This window comes from Streptococcus suis (assembly GCF_024509555.1).
Lineage (GTDB): Bacteria > Bacillota > Bacilli > Lactobacillales > Streptococcaceae > Streptococcus > Streptococcus suis_AD.
This window is the reverse complement of sequence record NZ_JAMWEL010000032.1, coordinates 1-16,589: the sequence shown is the minus strand read 5'-3', so window position 1 is coordinate 16,589 and position 16,589 is coordinate 1. Positions and strand designations below refer to the sequence as shown.

At 43.2% G+C, this 16,589-nt stretch carries 16 protein-coding genes and 1 tRNA gene; 12 read left to right on the top strand and 5 right to left on the bottom strand.

All coding sequences use genetic code 11. The features are described 5' to 3' along the window. Positions 1-192: 192 nt before the first annotated feature. On the top strand, positions 193-1,005 hold the full coding sequence (gene purR / locus NF418_RS10080) for a pur operon repressor (RefSeq protein WP_044674726.1): 813 nt from the start codon (positions 193-195) through the stop codon (positions 1,003-1,005). Positions 1,006-1,030: 25 nt separating this feature from the next. On the opposite strand, the gene NF418_RS10075 is transcribed toward purR, so the two are convergent. Both NF418_RS10075 and NF418_RS10070 read right to left on the bottom strand, forming a co-directional pair. Further along, positions 1,031-1,897, bottom strand: coding sequence for an RluA family pseudouridine synthase (locus tag NF418_RS10075; protein WP_256779506.1), 867 nt, complete (start codon positions 1,895-1,897; stop codon positions 1,031-1,033). Between the two features lies 1 nt (position 1,898). After that, entirely contained in the window at positions 1,899-2,867 is a 969-nt protein-coding gene (locus NF418_RS10070) for an NAD(P)/FAD-dependent oxidoreductase (protein ID WP_172090915.1), read from the bottom strand. Between the two features lie 152 nt (positions 2,868-3,019). Here NF418_RS10070 and pbp2a point away from each other — a divergent pair, with 152 nt between their 5' ends. From pbp2a to nusG, 4 genes are all read left to right on the top strand, one after another. After that, positions 3,020-5,236 (top strand): penicillin-binding protein PBP2A, encoded by a 2,217-nt coding sequence (gene pbp2a / locus NF418_RS10065; RefSeq protein ID WP_256779505.1) that lies wholly within the window; start codon positions 3,020-3,022, stop codon positions 5,234-5,236. A gap of 33 nt (positions 5,237-5,269) precedes the next feature. Further along, a complete protein-coding gene (rpmG, locus tag NF418_RS10060; RefSeq protein WP_044689786.1) occupies positions 5,270-5,422 on the top strand; it encodes a 50S ribosomal protein L33 in 153 nt (50 codons plus the stop codon). Positions 5,423-5,431: 9 nt separating this feature from the next. Further along, positions 5,432-5,608: a preprotein translocase subunit SecE gene (gene secE / locus NF418_RS10055; protein WP_044689787.1), complete on the top strand. Its 177-nt coding sequence runs from the start codon at positions 5,432-5,434 to the stop codon at positions 5,606-5,608. A 110-nt stretch (positions 5,609-5,718) separates the two neighbouring features. Beyond that, complete coding sequence (gene nusG / locus NF418_RS10050; protein ID WP_002940254.1) at positions 5,719-6,258, top strand: transcription termination/antitermination protein NusG; 540 nt, start codon at positions 5,719-5,721, stop codon at positions 6,256-6,258. A gap of 172 nt (positions 6,259-6,430) precedes the next feature. Here nusG and NF418_RS10045 read toward each other — a convergent pair. Beyond that, a tRNA-Cys gene (locus NF418_RS10045) sits at positions 6,431-6,501 on the bottom strand. Between the two features lie 178 nt (positions 6,502-6,679). On the opposite strand from NF418_RS10045, the gene NF418_RS10040 reads away from it, so the two are divergent. The 4 genes from NF418_RS10040 to tsf all read left to right on the top strand — a co-directional run bounded on the left by NF418_RS10040 (position 6,680) and on the right by tsf (position 10,958). Beyond that, on the top strand, positions 6,680-7,831 hold the full coding sequence (locus NF418_RS10040; protein WP_256779504.1) for a DUF6287 domain-containing protein: 1,152 nt from the start codon (positions 6,680-6,682) through the stop codon (positions 7,829-7,831). 10 nt (positions 7,832-7,841) lie between these two features. Further along, positions 7,842-8,825, top strand: coding sequence for a DUF4767 domain-containing protein (locus tag NF418_RS10035; RefSeq protein ID WP_256779503.1), 984 nt, complete (start codon positions 7,842-7,844; stop codon positions 8,823-8,825). 186 nt (positions 8,826-9,011) lie between these two features. Further along, the gene (gene rpsB / locus NF418_RS10030) at positions 9,012-9,788 is read left to right on the top strand and encodes a 30S ribosomal protein S2 (RefSeq protein WP_172044535.1); all 777 of its coding nucleotides are present in this window, start codon (positions 9,012-9,014) and stop codon (positions 9,786-9,788) included. Positions 9,789-9,917: 129 nt separating this feature from the next. Then, positions 9,918-10,958: a translation elongation factor Ts gene (gene tsf, locus NF418_RS10025; protein ID WP_256779502.1), complete on the top strand. Its 1,041-nt coding sequence runs from the start codon at positions 9,918-9,920 to the stop codon at positions 10,956-10,958. A gap of 262 nt (positions 10,959-11,220) precedes the next feature. Here the strand turns inward: tsf and NF418_RS10020 are convergent, their stop codons facing one another. Together NF418_RS10020 and NF418_RS10015 are read right to left on the bottom strand one after the other, a co-directional pair. Further along, on the bottom strand, positions 11,221-11,922 hold the full coding sequence (locus tag NF418_RS10020; RefSeq protein ID WP_256779501.1) for a GNAT family acetyltransferase: 702 nt from the start codon (positions 11,920-11,922) through the stop codon (positions 11,221-11,223). Further along, on the bottom strand, positions 11,922-12,260 hold the full coding sequence (locus NF418_RS10015; protein WP_256779500.1) for a thioredoxin domain-containing protein: 339 nt from the start codon (positions 12,258-12,260) through the stop codon (positions 11,922-11,924). Before NF418_RS10015 ends, NF418_RS10020 begins: the two co-directional genes overlap by 1 nt. A gap of 269 nt (positions 12,261-12,529) precedes the next feature. On the opposite strand from NF418_RS10015, the gene NF418_RS10010 reads away from it, so the two are divergent. From NF418_RS10010 to NF418_RS10000, 3 genes are all read left to right on the top strand, one after another. Continuing rightward, positions 12,530-12,988 (top strand): CtsR family transcriptional regulator, encoded by a 459-nt coding sequence (locus NF418_RS10010; protein WP_256779499.1) that lies wholly within the window; start codon positions 12,530-12,532, stop codon positions 12,986-12,988. 3 nt (positions 12,989-12,991) lie between these two features. Then, a complete protein-coding gene (locus NF418_RS10005; protein ID WP_256779498.1) occupies positions 12,992-15,442 on the top strand; it encodes an ATP-dependent Clp protease ATP-binding subunit in 2,451 nt (816 codons plus the stop codon). A 94-nt stretch (positions 15,443-15,536) separates the two neighbouring features. Then, on the top strand, positions 15,537-16,019 hold the full coding sequence (locus tag NF418_RS10000; protein ID WP_256779497.1) for an adenylyltransferase/cytidyltransferase family protein: 483 nt from the start codon (positions 15,537-15,539) through the stop codon (positions 16,017-16,019). The last annotated feature ends 570 nt before the right edge of the window (positions 16,020-16,589 follow it).

Genomic DNA, 16,589 nt, shown 5'->3' with positions numbered 1-16,589 from the left:
TATGAGTCTTTCTAAAATGATAGTTTGAGCACTTTTCATTATAGGTCATATGGGACTTTTTTTCTATACTCAAAAAGGCTCCATAATTTCCATGGTGGATTTACCCACTACAGAAATTATAGAGCCAAATAAAAAAGTTCGCTTTTTGCATAGATTGTGCTATAATAGGAAAAAGCCAAAAAGGAGAACGATATGAAATTAAGAAGAAGTGAACGAATGGTTGTTATTTCTAACTACCTCATCAATCACCCTTACGAATTAACAAGCTTGAATACCTTTGCGGAAAAGTATGAGTCTGCTAAGTCTTCGATTTCAGAAGATATTGCAATTATTAAAAAAGCCTTTGAAGAAAGCTCGATTGGTCAGATTGAAACCATTACAGGAGCTAGCGGTGGGGTTGTATTTACACCTTCTATTTCTAAAGAAGAGTCCATCGAGATTGCCCAAACTCTTCGTGACCAGATGGCTGAAAGTAACCGGATTTTGCCAGGTGGTTATATTTACTCATCTGACCTTCTTTCAACACCTCATGTCTTGAAAAACGTTGGTCGAATTATTGCCAATGCTTTCAAGGAAGAAAAGATTGATGCTGTCATGACAGTTGCGACAAAGGGTGTTCCCTTGGCCAATGCCGTTGCCAATGTGCTCAATGTTCCATTTGTTATTGTTCGTCGGGACCTCAAGATTACAGAGGGTTCAACCGTTTCTGTCAACTATGTGTCAGGATCCAGCGACCGTATTGAGAAAATGTTCCTATCCAAGCGTAGCTTGAAGGCAGGAAGTCGTGTCTTGATCGTTGATGACTTCTTGAAAAATGGTGGAACCATCAATGGTATGATTAGCCTGCTCTCCGAGTTCGATTCTACTTTGGTTGGCGTGGCTGTCTTCGCGGAAAATCAAAAAGGTGACCGCAACGTAGCAAACTACAAATCCCTCTTAGCCGTGACGGACATCAATGTCAAAGAAAATCGCGTGGATGTTGAGTTGGGTAATATTTTTGAGTGATGGATATGAAGAAAAGAGCTGGTTTTCAGCTCTTTTTTACTATTCTGTCAAAACTCTCCGACCTTGCTTCTACACTGATTTTTTCAAGTGTCAGCGGATGGGTCAGGCTGAGTTTTTGGGCGTGGAGCATGAGACGAGGGGCAGCGACTCGACTGTAAAGTGGATCGCCGATTAGAGCATGACCATGATGAGACAAATGCACCCGAATCTGATGTGTCCGCCCTGTTTGGAGGCGACAGGAAACTAGACTATTTTTACCAAGGGTCTTCAAGAGGTGGACCTGGGTAAGAGCGGTCTGTCCCTTGCGGTTATCGACCACCCGCTTTCTGCGGTCATGGCGGTCCCGTCCGATTTTATCGGTAATGGTCCAGTCAGCCTTTTTTAGCTGGCCTTGGCAGAGGGCGAGATAGTCACGGTAGATGATCTTGTCCTCCAAGAGCCGATTGAGAATGGGCAGGATAAAGGGATTTTTGGCGAAGAGAATGGCTCCGCTGGTTTCCATATCTAGCCTGTGGACTACATAGCAGGTCTGACCGACATAGGCAGATACATGGTTGAGCAGGGCAATTTCCGTCGGTTCATTGCCGTGGGTTTTCATGCCCTCTGGCTTGTTGACGATAATCAAATGCTCATCCTGATAGAGTTCCTTCACCAAGTCCGCCTGTCCTAGAGGTATACTTTTTTCAGGATAATCTTCCTGGTCAAAGGTCAGTTCCAGTAGGTCACCTGCGACAATCGGACTCTGCCAGTTAATCAGCTCACCGTTGACACGGACGTGTTTCTTGGTGCGGAGGAAGTGGCGGATTTTTCTGGGAATGAGAAAATAATCTTCCAAGACTTCTTTGACAGTCAGTTGTGGAAAGGCTTGGGGAATGCGAATGTCAATTTTCATCTTATAGGCTAGTGGAGTGCTTGGGTTGCACTTTTTCATTTGGATTGAGGTAGTTCATGGCGTTGTTAACAGCGGTTGGGGCTTCGCCCAGTCCAGTCGCAATCAGGTCGATTTTGCCTTCGTAGAAGCAACAGTCACCGATAGCATAGATGCCAGGGACAGAGGTTTCTTGCTTGCTGTTGACCACGATGCGGTGACGATTGAGTTCCAATCCCCATTCTTTCAGCGTTCCGACAGATGATTTGAAACCGTAGTTGACAAAGAGGTGGTCAAAAGACAGGGTGAGTTTGTCCTCGCTCTTAACCTTGTCAAAATGAATGCTAGAAGCTCTGCCATTTTCCCCAGAAAGCCCCTTAGGGACAAAAGGTGTGTGAATAGTAACGCTGGACTGCTTGAGCTCCTCCACGCTGTGCTCGAGGGCTCGGAAGTTGTCACGACGGTGGACGATCTGGGTGGTCTTGGCGATTTTTTCAAAGGCTAGGGACCAATCGACCGCAGAGTCACCGCCACCCAAGACGACGATGTCCTTGTCGGCATACTGCTGGATATTAGACACGTGGTAATGGACGTTGTCAAAGCTATCAGCACCATCAATCTCCAGTGGACGAGGCTTGAAGGCACCGCCACCCATGGCGATAATCAGGGTCTTGGTCTGGTGGCTACCTTTGTTGGTCGTTAGGGTAATGGTTTCCCCAGGTTCGATAGCAGTCAGGGTTTCATTGAGGCAGATGGTGGTGTCAAATGGAGCCAGTTGGGCAAGGAGGTTGTCGGTCAACTCCTGTCCGGTCAGGCTTGGAAAGGCCGGAATGTCTAAAATGGCCTTCTCAGGATAGAGAATGGCAGGCTGGCCACCCAGTTGGGGCAGAGAGTCAATGATTTTGACCTTGGCTTGACGGAGGTGGGCGTAGAAGGCGGCGAAGAGACCGACTGGTCCGCCACCGATGATGGTAATATCATATACTTGTGTCATGGAATATCCTTTTCTTGTTCAGAATGACCCTATTTTATCATATTTTTGGAAAATTTTCTCTGTCTGTTGTCACAAGTGGTCGCAGGCTTTTTTCTGCTAGTTTTTAGGAAATGGTGTATAATGGTACAAAATTCACTAGAAAGAGGTATGTAATGGACAGAGATGATTTACAGTATCAACCGATAGAAGTACCAGAGGACTTTCAGGCTGAGCAGGAAGAACATTCTCGTCGTAGCCGTCGAGGAAGTGGTAAATCTTTAGAAAAAGCAAAGAAGAAGTCACGAATCCCAGAGCCGATTCGCAAGTTTTGGCGTCGCTATCAGTTGACTAAGATTTTAATGATTGTGATTGGGGTCATGGTGTTAACCGTAGGTGGTTATCTCTTCTTCCTAGCCAAAACAGCCAATGTTGGGGATTTACAGGAAGCTCTCAAGGCTACCACCATTATCTATGATAAGGATGGAGCAGAGGCTGGTACCTTGTCTGGTCAAAAAGGCACCTATGTGGAGCTGGATGCGATTTCGGATCATATGGAAAATGCGGTAATCGCGACAGAAGATAGGAGTTTTTATAAAAACTCAGGAATTAACTACCAGCGGACTATCCTAGCAGTCCTGACTTTGGGGCGTTCAGGCGGGGGATCTACCATTACCCAGCAATTGGCCAAAAATGCCTTTTTGACCCAGGACCAAACTATTAGCCGTAAGGCTAGGGAATATTTCCTTGCCCTTGAAATCAATAAAAAATATAGTAAACAGGAAATCCTGACCATGTACCTCAACAATGCTTATTTTGGCAATGGGGTCTGGGGTGTGGAAGATGCCAGTCAAAAATATTTTGGGATTTCAGCTAGTGATTTGTCGATTGAGCAATCCGCTCTACTAGCAGGCATGTTGAAAGGTCCGGAGATTTATAATCCTTATTACTCAATTGAGAATGCGACCAATCGTCGTGATACGATTTTACAAGTCATGGTAGATGCTGGAGTCATTGATCAGGCAACGGCTGATGCTGGTGCTCAGGTAGATGTGGCTAGTCAATTAGCTGACACTTACGCAGGGAAACAAAGCAATTACAACTACCCTTCTTATTTTGATGCAGTCATTGCAGAAGCTATTGACAGATATGGTTTAAAAGAATCAGATATCATCAACAACGGTTACCGTATCTACACCGAGATGGATCAGACTTCACAGGCTAGTATGCAGTTAATTTATAACGAGGATAGCCTCTTTCCAGTTTCTAGTTTTGATGGGACCCACGCTCAAGGTGCCAGTGTAGCTTTAGATCCAGCCACTGGAGGAGTTAGAGCTTTGGTTGGTAGAGTGAATAGTTCTGAGAACGCTGCATTTAGGACCTTTAATTTTGCTACCCAATCTCAGCGGAGTCCAGGGTCAACCATTAAGCCTTTGATTGCTTATACGCCAGCGATTGCTGCGGGGTGGTCGATTGATACTGACTTGGATAATCAGACAGAAACCTATGGTAGCTATACACTTCACAATAATGATTTCTCTACCTCGGAAACTATTCCAATGTATCAAGCACTGGCCTTGTCCTATAACTTACCTGTGGCCTATATCGTTAATAAATTGGGTATAAACAAGGCTTTCGAGTATGGTGAGAAGTTTGGATTACAGATGGAATCTGTCGAAAAAGTTCTCGGAGTTTCCATTGGTAGTGGAATTTCAACAAATCCTTTGGAGATGGCTCAAGCCTATGCGACCTTTGCCAATGGTGGTGTGATGAAGGATGCCCACTTAATCACTCGTATTGAAACAGCTAGTGGAAAGGTTCTTGCAGAACATCGAGAATCTTCGACTAGGGTGATCGATAAAGCTGTAGCAGATAAGATGACTTCTATGATGTTAGGCACATTTACCAATGGTACAGGGGTTTCTTCTGATGTATATGGCTATAACATTGCAGGAAAAACAGGGACAACAGAAACGGAGTTTGATGTAAACTTGATTAATGACCAATGGATCATTGGCTATACGCCAGATTTAGTCATCAGTCAGTGGACAGGTTTTGAACAGACGGATCAGCAACATTATATTGATGGCAGCAATGCCTGGTTAGCTTCACAAGTTTTTCAATCAGTGGCAGGTTCATTATTAACCCAGACCGCTGGAACACCATTTACGGTCGAAAATGCTTATGTGCAAAACGGTATCGTTTCTACGCCTGTGATTCCAACTATAGATGAACCAATTATTTCTCAGGAACAGATTGCAGATATAAAAAACCAAGCAGAATCCTTGCTGAATGATGTGAGACAAAATCTCGAACAAGCTCAGTTACCTGAACGAGCTAAAAATTTATGGGACACTATTACAACTTGGTTTGATGAGTTGTCAAATCCATAGAAACATGTTAAAATGGTGTAGATGGAGGGCTTTATGGCACTAAAAAAAGCAAGCCTAGCCTGTACTGTTTGTGGTTCTCGCAATTATTCAATTAATATTTCGAGCAATCCCAAGCCAACACGGTTAGAAGTAAATAAATTTTGTAAACACTGTGGACAGTACTCTGTTCACAAGGAAACCAGATAGGAGGAGTACGTGAAATTCATTACAGATATTTTTCGCATTTTGAAAAAGACTGCTTGGCCAACTGGTAAACAGAGTTGGAAGGATTTTGCTTCCGTTGTGCAATACACAGCATTCTTTGTGGCTATTGTTTATCTCTTTGACTTGATTTTGTCAAGAGGAATCATGAGCTTAATTAATCTTTTCTAGAAAATACTTGCCATTTGTAAAATGGAAGTGATATAATAAAGAAAAGCGAAAGCCTTCGGGCTTTTTTTAGCGTCTAAAAATGCAGTGGTTCCATAGAAAGGAAGATAAAAATGTACGATAGTTTTGATAAGGGCTGGTTTGTCTTGCAAACCTATTCAGGATATGAGAACAAGGTCAAGGAAAACTTGCTCCAACGTGCCCATACCTATAACATGTTAGAAAACATTCTTCGTGTAGAAATTCCTACTCAGACAGTTCAAGTTGAGAAAAACGGTGAGGTTAAGGAAGTAGAAGAAAACCGTTTCCCTGGTTATGTATTGGTGGAAATGGTCATGACCGATGAAGCTTGGTTTGTAGTGCGTAACACACCAAACGTTACAGGTTTCGTGGGTTCTCACGGTAACCGCTCAAAACCAACACCACTCTTGGAAGAAGAAATCCGTCAAATCTTGGTATCTATGGGTCAAACCGTTCAAGAATTTGATATTGATGTCAAAGTTGGCGACACTGTGCGTATCATCGACGGTGCCTTCACCGACTACACAGGAAAAATCACAGAAATCGACAACAATAAGGTCAAAATGGTCATCTCTATGTTTGGTAATGATACCATTGCTGAAGTTAACTTGAGCCAGATTGCCGAGTTGTAATATATTCATGCTCCTCATAGCGACAAGCTGTGGGGAGTTTGTTGTAGTTGTGGAGTTGTTCTTGCCCACCATTTGCCCACCAACTTTACCAAATTTAACCGAATAAAAAATCAAAAAAGCCCGAAAAATCGGGCTTTTGACTTGTATAAATTCGGATAAAATCCTATAATAAAGGCGGTAGACGGATTTGAACCGACGATCAAGCTTTTGCAGAGCCGTGCCTTACCACTTGGCTATACCGCCATAACAAAGAATATTGTACCTTAAATAGTGAAATAGGTCAAGTGGAAAAATAAACATTTACAGATAATGTGTCTGGTAAAGGGTGGTGAAAATTGGAAATGCTTGTCGGAGCAACTGTCAGTATGGTCAAGAATAGCCGTACTTTACACCAGAATTCTTTTTTCATTTGGAGGTTATTATGAAAAAATATCTAGCTTTAGCACTGGTTTGTGCAGTGACCTTATCAGCTTGTAGCAAGTCAAATGTCCAGACGAAACAATCCTCAATCTCGTCATCCACTCAGCAAAGTTCGACTAGTTCATCAACGAAACAACAAAGTTCAACTAGTTCGAGCCAAGTCAAGAAGGACGATAAGGAGCTGTATCAGTCCGTCTTTTCGGATTACCAGGCAATCATTGACTTTGCGAATAGTGCGGATAAAGAAAATGTAGAAAAAATGATGGCTGTCTTACAAGGTTTACAGCTTCCGATGAATTCTTGGGTTATGGAAAGTGCGGTAAAAATTGCTCCCCATTTAAGATATGCCTTTTATGATCTTAATCAGGATGGTCAGAATGAACTGTTTATAGGATCTGAAAATACAGATGGGTCAGTATTTGTAAAGGGATTCTACGCGATTATTGATGGTCAAATTTCTTTGTTAGCAGAAAATTTTGTAGCTGGAGTTGGTGGTGGGAGAAGTGCCCTTGTCTTGTTCCAGAGTGGAGAATATGTTAGTTATGGATGGAGTTCAGGGACAGGAGATGCCGTAGGTACGCTTAATAAGTTAGATGCAAATGGTCAATTGATTGAGGGAGTCGAGCAAGATTTTCATATGAGAGATGAACTTGTTTCTGTTTTTGGAAAGACAGAGTCAGAAATTCTAGATCCTAATCAATTTGACTGGGAAGATTTTGAGCTTGACATGGTTGAAACAGAAACGAGTAGTTCCGACCAAACAGATGGTGTCCATTCCATGAATTTGGAAGAAATCCAAGCTGGAAATTTTGCTAGCTTGGAAGGTGACTGGGTCAATGCACGCGGTGATCGGATTGAGATTGATAGTCAAGGAAATGTGGCTGTAAATGGTGGTGGCAATACTGCCTTTGTTGATGTACAATATGCCAAGTTTGAAGGCGAAATTCTTTTAGCAGGAATTACCAATCCAAATGCTATGGCATCACCTAGCATACCAACTCTGTTGATTCCAAAAGGGGTACAGAATACTTATGGATTTTTAGAAGGGCATAGCGATCAGACGGACACTAGCAAGGATAGGATTTTTACTACCCAGAGTGTTGCAACGACAGAAAGCTTTAGCCAAGGTGTCTTTTATCGAGTGGATGATTAGGAGAGAAGGGATGAAAAAGAACAGACTAATTTCAGGCTTGCTTTTGGGAGCGAGTGTTTGCTTACTAGCGGCCTGTGGTGGGCAGAAGCAGGAAGTAACCCCGGCATCCTCATCGACTTCTATAAGTTCGACGAGTTCTAGTTCAAGCACTTCAACCACCTCTGTAGCCAGTAGTTCAAGTAGCCAAACTGGTTTGTGGGATGCTGGTAAAGCAGAAGTGCTGAGAAGTTTTGTGATAGACCAATGGGGACCTTCTTTCTCGCCACCTCAATACTATGTGTCTTATGGGCCAAGTCGTCAAGGTAACTTTTTTGGTGTGACTTTGCCCTCAGGTGTTCTCAGTGGCTCAGGGCAGCAAATGACGCCTGATTTTCTAGGAGAAACTCCTGACCTAGTTTGGAGTGAAACTGGTCAAGTAGAGGCAGGAAAAACAGCAGTAGTTGGGATCTATTCGGATATTGAAGCCTCAAAATCTCAATTAGCTCACCTCTATCTCTTTACCATAAAGGATGGTCAGGTGATTGCTTGGATTACCGATCAAAATCAAGGCAACCCAGAGAAGCGTTTGTATTTCCGACCGACTAAAAACCAGGAATTACAAGCCTTCTTTGAAAGTTTAGTCCTCGGTGAAAGCTCAGCAGTGGCAACTGAAACTAGCTCGGCAACAGTTCCTAATACGTCTGTAGATACCAAGAATTTGACCGTCGAGCAGGCGGCTAATTGGGCCAAGGCACATGCAGCTTCTCGTTACGGGGCTCCTTTTACCAAAGCGGATTTTCTAGCCCAAGTGGTTACCAATGTGCAATCTTCGGATGGTTTGGCCTACATTGAAGTTCGAGAAAACCATAATAGTGCAAATATGCAGGCAGCAGGAGCGGATAGGAGTGTTTCCTCTGGAGCAGCCTTTTACCGTGTCAATGCCAATGGTCAGTTAGAGAAAATGGATGTTGTTGCAGGGTCTTATTCAGTAGTAGCTGAAACCTACTTTGAATAGAAGAAAAGGTAGGATTTTGACGAATTTATCTATTATTTTACTTGAAAATATACAGGTATTCTGATATACTAATAGAGTTGCTGTGCAACAAATACTCATCTCGGACCAATTGTGGTCTTGTTGCCGAAAGGTTGGGCTGCAAGTCGAAGTCTGGGAGAGGAGAAAAAACAAAAAGGAGAAATACTCATGGCAGTAATTTCAATGAAACAACTTCTTGAGGCTGGTGTACACTTCGGTCACCAAACTCGTCGCTGGAATCCTAAGATGGCTAAATACATCTTCACAGAGCGTAACGGTATCCACGTTATCGACTTGCAACAAACTGTAAAATTGGCTGACCAAGCTTACGAATTCATCCGTGACGCTGCAGCAAACGATGCAGTTATCTTGTTCGTAGGTACTAAAAAACAAGCTGCTGAAGCTGTTAAAGACGAAGCTATCCGCGCTGGTCAGTACTTCATCAACCACCGTTGGTTGGGTGGAACTCTTACAAACTGGGGTACAATCCAAAAACGTATCGCTCGTTTGAAAGAAATCAACCGCATGGAAGAAGATGGAACTTTCGAAGTGCTTCCTAAGAAAGAAGTAGCATTGTTGAACAAACAACGTGCTCGTCTTGAAAAATTCTTGGGCGGTATCGCTGACATGCCACGCATTCCAGACGTAATGTTCGTAGTTGACCCACACAAAGAGCAAATCGCTGTTAAAGAAGCTAAAAAATTGGGTATCCCAGTTGTAGCGATGGTTGACACAAACACTGATCCAGATGATATCGATGTTATCATCCCAGCTAACGATGACGCTATCCGCGCTGTTAAATTGATCACAGCTAAAATGGCTGATGCTATCATCGAAGGTAACCAAGGTGAAGATGGTCTAGCAGCAGTTGAAGCTGAATTCGTAGCTGAGCCAGCATCTACAGAATCAATCGAAGAATTGGTTGAAGTTGTAGAAGGAAAATAAGTAACGAAGGCGAATTAAAATCTATAGGGTTTTAGCTCGTGTACAATTCCAAACACAAAAACAATCCTAGAGGGGCAGGGCTGAGCCCGCTCCCTCTATTTTTATAAAAAACAAACAAGGAGAATAGACATGGCAGAAATTACAGCAGCTCTCGTTAAAGAATTGCGTGAAAAATCAGGTGCTGGCGTTATGGACGCGAAAAAAGCATTGGTTGAAACTGAAGGTGATATCGAAAAAGCGATTGAATTGCTTCGCGAAAAAGGTATGGCTAAGGCAGCTAAGAAAGCTGATCGTGTAGCAGCTGAAGGTTTGACTGGTGTTTACGTTGATGGTAACGTAGCAGCAGTTGTTGAAGTGAATGCTGAAACAGACTTCGTTGCGAAAAACGCTCAATTCGTTGAATTGGTAAACACTACTGCTAAAGTAATTGCAGAAGGTAAACCAGCTGACAACGATGCAGCTCTTAAATTGGCTATGCCTTCAGGTGAAACCCTTGAAGAAGCATACGTAAACGCAACTGCAACAATCGGTGAGAAAATCTCATTCCGTCGCTTTGCATTGGTTGAAAAAACAGATGCTCAAGCATTTGGTGCTTACCAACACAACGGCGGCCGTATCGGTGTTATCTCAGTAATCGACGGTGGCGACGAAACTCTTGCAAAACAAATCTCAATGCACATCGCTGCAATGAAACCAACTGTTCTTTCTTACACTGAATTGGATGAGCAATTCGTTAAAGATGAGTTGGCACAAATCAACCACAAAATCGAGCAAGACAACGAAAGCCGTGCAATGGTTGACAAACCAGCATTGCCACTCTTGCAATATGGTTCAAAAGCTCAATTGACTGACGAAGTGATTGCAGCAGCTGAAGAAGCTATCAAAGCAGAATTGGCAGCAGAAGGCAAACCAGAAAAAATCTGGGACAAAATTATCCCAGGTAAAATGGACCGCTTCATGCTTGACAATACTCAAGTTGACCAAGCTTACACACTTCTTGCACAAGTTTACATCATGGACGACAGCAAAACAGTTGAAGCTTACTTGAACTCAGTAAACGCTTCAGTTGTAGAATTTGCTCGTTTCGAAGTGGGTGAAGGTATCGAGAAAGCTTCAAATGACTTTGAAGCAGAAGTTGCAGCGACGATGGCAGCAGCTCTTGGTAAATAATTGGTAGTCTTCATTTTATCTTTTATTACTTCGTTAACTCGCCTTGCCGTACTCCAGTACAGCCTACGGCTCGTTGCCTCGTACTAAAAGCAAACTGAAAGACTACTCGACAATTCAAGAACTTCCGACAGGGAGTTCTTTTTTGGTAAAATCGGTCTTAGGGCGGATGTGAGATGTGTTTGATTCAGTTATACTAGTATCAATCCTAAATATTTTTCATAATCTCCTTAAAAAGCACCGGCCTTGTGGTCGGTGCTTTTTGCTATCTGTCTAAAATGTAGGTGTCCCAGCTGGGCTTGTCTGAACATTGGAATTGGTCAGCTAAATGCATGGCGATAGGATCGCAGTCATCAACCTCAAAGGTAACTTGTTGGTATTGTTCGAACAGTTTACAAGCAACTACTTGGATGAAGGAATCAAAGCTTTGTTCATCTTTTCCGCATACGTAAGCAATTTCATTGTTTTCTACGAAGGCACAATTTTCTGAGTCTATATAAACCAGATCAGGTAAGCCCTTTTCAAAGTCTTCTTGACTGGCAGTCCACGGGTTGATGTCTTGATGAACTGCTTGATAGTGGTCAAAAATTTGCTGACATGCCATTTGATAAGGTGCGGTGCCTTTTGGGGCTGTGATGAGGTCGGTGGTGATTGTTTGACCAAGGTAGTCTTGTTTGGTCACTTCAAACTCGTAACACTTTCGTTTGCAGACAAAGCCTGCTGCGGTGATGAAATGAATTTTTTCCTGCTCTGCAGAGGAGAGCATAACTTGAAGAGGTTTTCCGCCTAAGGAAGTTTGTAGGGACTGGAAGAGTTGCTCTGCTATGGTGCAATCGTAATCGACCAAATCCAGTCGAAGATAGGTATTGGCTTGGTGGTAGGGGTTGCTGTAGGTATGGATGCTGCCGACTGGTCTTCCGTGATGAGAGATGTGGAAGGTGTTGGCGTGGTAGGAAATGTCTAGCATTAGTTCTCAATAAACGCCGCAATCTCTTCCTCGGTCATGCTGGAGTCGCAGCGGACTTGGACACCAGTAGATTTAGCGACCAGGAGGCCTGGAACAGTTGGGACTTGGTAGTGGTCGCGGAGGGCCTGGAGTTCAGGGCTGACTTGGCTGGAGTCGAGGAAGTGGACGGTCACTTGCTTGTCTTGGGCGACCTTGTGGAGTTTTGGTGCGAAGCGGTTGCAGTAAGGGCAAGTGGCACGGCCGATGAAAAGGACGCCTCCGTCTTTGGCGGTCAGAATGCTTTGTGCTCGCTCCACAGTCACACTTGTAAAGTCTTGAATATAATCTTGAAAGTTCATGGTATAAGATATAATGGGCCTTAAGTGGACACAGACAAAATGGAAGCGAAAAGACGACTAGTTCTCGTTTATCTTTTTGGCTCAGTCCCTAGCCCGTACTCAGTTCAACCAAATACGGAAGCCCTAGTCCTTTCTATTTTTTTCTTTTATTATAGGATAAAGCAGAGCAGATTTCAAAATTCTGCTACGCTAGTTGCTAGGCTTTTACTTTCAAAATCCGTCATTTTAAGGTATAATGGTCAAAGATAGTCAAAGAAAGAGGCGATACTATGGCGATGAAGAATACATCGGATTATATAGAAGAGCATATCAAAGCCATCCTAGAGCAAGTCAGCGTGGCAGAATTGCGCCGGAGCGAATTAGCCAGTCGGTTTGAGGTGGTTCCCAGCCAGATAAATTATGTCATCAAGACACGATTTACAGCCAGTCGTGGCTATATCGTGGAAAGCAAGCGGGGTGGTGGTGGTTACATCCGTATTGGTCGAATTACCTTTTCAGACAAGCATGAACTGGTCCATGATTTATTACACAATATGGGCGAGCAATTGTCTGCGACAGTGTATGCAGATATTCTGCAGTTGTTGTTTGATGAAGGATTGATGACAGAAAGAGAGGGAAATCTTTTTCTGGCAACTGGTTCTGATGAGGTATTGGGTAAGGATGCAGCAAGCATTCGTGCTCGAATGATGCGTCAAATTTTACGACGTTTAGATAGGAAAGAGGATTAATTCATGAAGATTTCAACTGGTTTACAAAGGGTGTTTGAAGATGCCCAGTTGGTCGCCCAACGCTATGCCTGTGACTATTTAGAAACCTGGCATATTCTCCTGTCCTTTGTCATCAATCATGATACGGTTGCAGGAGCTGTTTTAGCAGAATATCCAGTTTCTATTTCTGATTATGAGCATGCGACCTTTGTTGTGACAGATAAGGTCTATCGTGAAGAATTGGATCATTTGCATATTTTGCCATCTTCTAAACGTTTGGATGAAACTGCTAATTTAGCCAAGAAAATTGCAGAGGTTGTCAAAGCCAAGGAATTAGGTACGGAACATTTATTTATGGCTATGCTCTTGGATAAACGTTCGACTGCTTGTCAAATTCTGGATAAAGTCGGTTTTCATTTTGAGGACTCAGATGATAAGATTCGTTTTATTGATTTACGAAAAACCTTGGAAACACGTGCAGGCTTTACAAAGGAAGATTTGAAATCTATTCGCAGTATCTTGAAGGGTGGAAAAGCCAAGCCGGCCAATGCGGGACAGATGATGGGAATGCCTCCTGGTCCCCAAACGGGTGGACTAGAAGACTATACTCGTGATTTGACTGCACTAGCTCGAGAAGGAAAGATGGAACCGGTCATTGGCCGTGATGCTGAAATTTCACGCATAATTCAAATCTTGTCCCGAAAAACAAAAAATAATCCTGTCCTAGTCGGTGATGCAGGTGTCGGAAAAACGGCTCTTGCTTTGGGCTTGGCTCAACGTGTCGCTTCAGGTGATGTGCCTGTTAGTCTATCTAAGATGCGAGTACTAGAACTTGATTTGATGAATGTGATTGCAGGAACTCGTTTCCGTGGTGATTTCGAAGAGCGGATGAACAATATCATCAATGACATCGAAGAAGATGGTCAGGTGATACTCTTCATCGATGAGCTGCATACCATTATGGGGTCTGGTTCAGGGATTGATTCGACTCTGGATGCGGCCAATATCCTCAAGCCAGCCCTGGCTCGCGGAACTCTTCGGACAGTTGGGGCGACGACTCAAGATGAGTACCAAAAGCATATCGAAAAAGATGCAGCCTTGGTACGTCGTTTTGCCAAAGTGATGATTGAAGAGCCGACTGTGGAAGATAGCATCGCCATTTTGTCTGGTCTAAAAGGGACTTTTGAGAAATACCATAGGGTCCGTATTGGAAATGCAGCTGTTGAAACTGCTGTAACCTACGCTAAGCGGTATTTGACCAGTAAAAACCTGCCAGATTCAGCTATTGACTTACTAGATGAAGCCAGTGCAACCGTGCAAAATCGTATAAAAGGCCAAGTCTTAGAAACTGGTTTGACAAGTATTGATAAGGTACTGATGGCTAAAAAATATAAAACCGTGAGTAAGCTATTGCTTGAGGCTAAGGAAGCAACCAAAGCTAGTCCAGTCTATGATGTAGAAGTGACGGAAGAAGATATCTTAGAAACCCTCAGTCGTCTGTCTGGTATTCCAGTGACCAAGCTCAGCCAGTCAGATGCCAAGAAGTATCTAAATCTGGAAGCAGAATTGCACAAGCGTGTGATTGGGCAGGAAGAAGCTATTTCTGCAGTCAGCAGGGCTATCCGTCGTAATCAGTCAGGTATTCGGACAGGACGTAGACCGATTGGTTCTTTCATGTTCTTAGGACCGACTGGGGTCGGTAAGACAGAGTTGGCTAAGGCGCTGGCAGAGGTTCTCTTTGATGACGAATCAGCCCTTATCCGTTTTGATATGTCTGAATACATGGAGAAATTCGCAGCCAGCCGTCTAAATGGTGCCCCTCCAGGCTATGTTGGCTATGAAGAGGGTGGAGAATTGACGGAGAAAGTCCGCAACAAACCCTACTCTGTCCTTCTCTTTGACGAGGTTGAAAAGGCCCATCCAGATATTTTCAATGTGCTCTTGCAGGTCTTGGATGATGGTGTCTTGACAGACAGTAAGGGGCGTAAGGTTGATTTCTCCAATACCCTTATTATCATGACCTCAAACCTTGGAGCGACTGCCCTGCGCGATGATAAGACAGTTGGCTTTGGAGCCCTGGATTTGTCTAAGGACCACAAGGAAGTGGAAAAGCGCATTTTTGAGGAATTGAAAAAGGCCTACCGTCCTGAATTTATCAACCGTATTGACGAGAAAGTTGTCTTCCATAGTTTGACTGAAACCGATATGCAAGATGTTGTCAAGGTCATGGTCAAACCGTTGTTGTCTATTACCGCTGAGAAGAGCATTATACTCAAGTTGCAACCGTCAGCACTCAAATTATTGGCCAAACAAGGGTACGACCCAGAAATGGGAGCCCGCCCACTTCGCAGACTCTTACAGACCAAGTTGGAAGATCCATTGGCAGAGATGTTGCTCCGTGGGGAGTTACCAACTGGTTCAACCTTGAAGGTTGGGGTTAAGGGTGAAGAGCTTAAGTTTGATGTGGTCAAATAGGTGGTAAAATGCTTGGACTAAGACCGCTTTTGGAAGAAGATTGTGAGGACTTTATCTGCCACAATCATATAGTTTCGGATGAGAAAGGCAAGGTATGAAACAGTCCGTAGCAGTCGTTTTTGGAACTTTTGCACCTATGCACAAGGGGCATTTGGATTTGATTGAACGAGCAAAGTTGGCTTGTGGTCAGGTTTGTGTGGTGGTTTCAGGATATGACAAGGATCGTGGGGATAGGATAGGTTTAGACCTGGCCAAACGTTTTCAATTTGCTCAAGAGCAGTTTAAGAAAGATGATTTGGTGAGAGTTTATGCGCTTGATGAAACCGACTTGCCAGCCTATCCAGATGGCTGGGATCTTTGGCTAGAACGCCTGCTTGGTTTGTCGGACTTGTCTGAAAATCAAGTGCCAGTCTTCTATGTGTCCGAGGAAGAATACGCTCAGGAACTGCATAGGCGAGGTTATCAAGCCCATTATAGTCCTAGAAAATTTGGTATTTCAGCGACTCTCATTCGTGAACATCCACAACAGTATCAAGACTATATTGCCCCTGCCTTTGTCAGCTTCTTTGCTAAGTAGGAAAATAATGTAATCATACGGAAAAAACGCATAAAATCAGGTTATAACCTTGGTTTTATGCGTTTTTGTATCGGTTTATCGTCAATTAGTTTTTCTTTTATTACTTCGACTAGCGAGGAAACTTTGTTTCCTTATTTCCAACTTCAAGCACTCCACTGGTGTGTTTGAACTCGCCTTGCCTGATTGAAACAGTCTGGGGGACTGTTTCAAGTTAATGCCTAGAAACAAGAAAGCATTGAGTTATGCCTGCGGCTCATTGCCTAGTACTGAAAGTAAACTAAAAGACTATAATGTTAATGAATGCAACTCTATTCAGATTTTCTTATACTCAATGAAAATCAAAAACAGACTAGTTCCAAAGGTTTGGGGAACCTTTGGAGGTTGGAGTGAAACAGTCTGGGGATAGACTGTTTCAGCTCAACAACTGGAAATAAGAACTTGTTGACGAACTCTTTTTCTACCATTTGTCAAGTTCATCAAGGTATTTGACGAAAAATATTTTGAGTTCAATAGTCAAAATAAGGAAATTGTTTTCTTTTGGACTAAATTTTAGTGTAAAAAGTGCATACA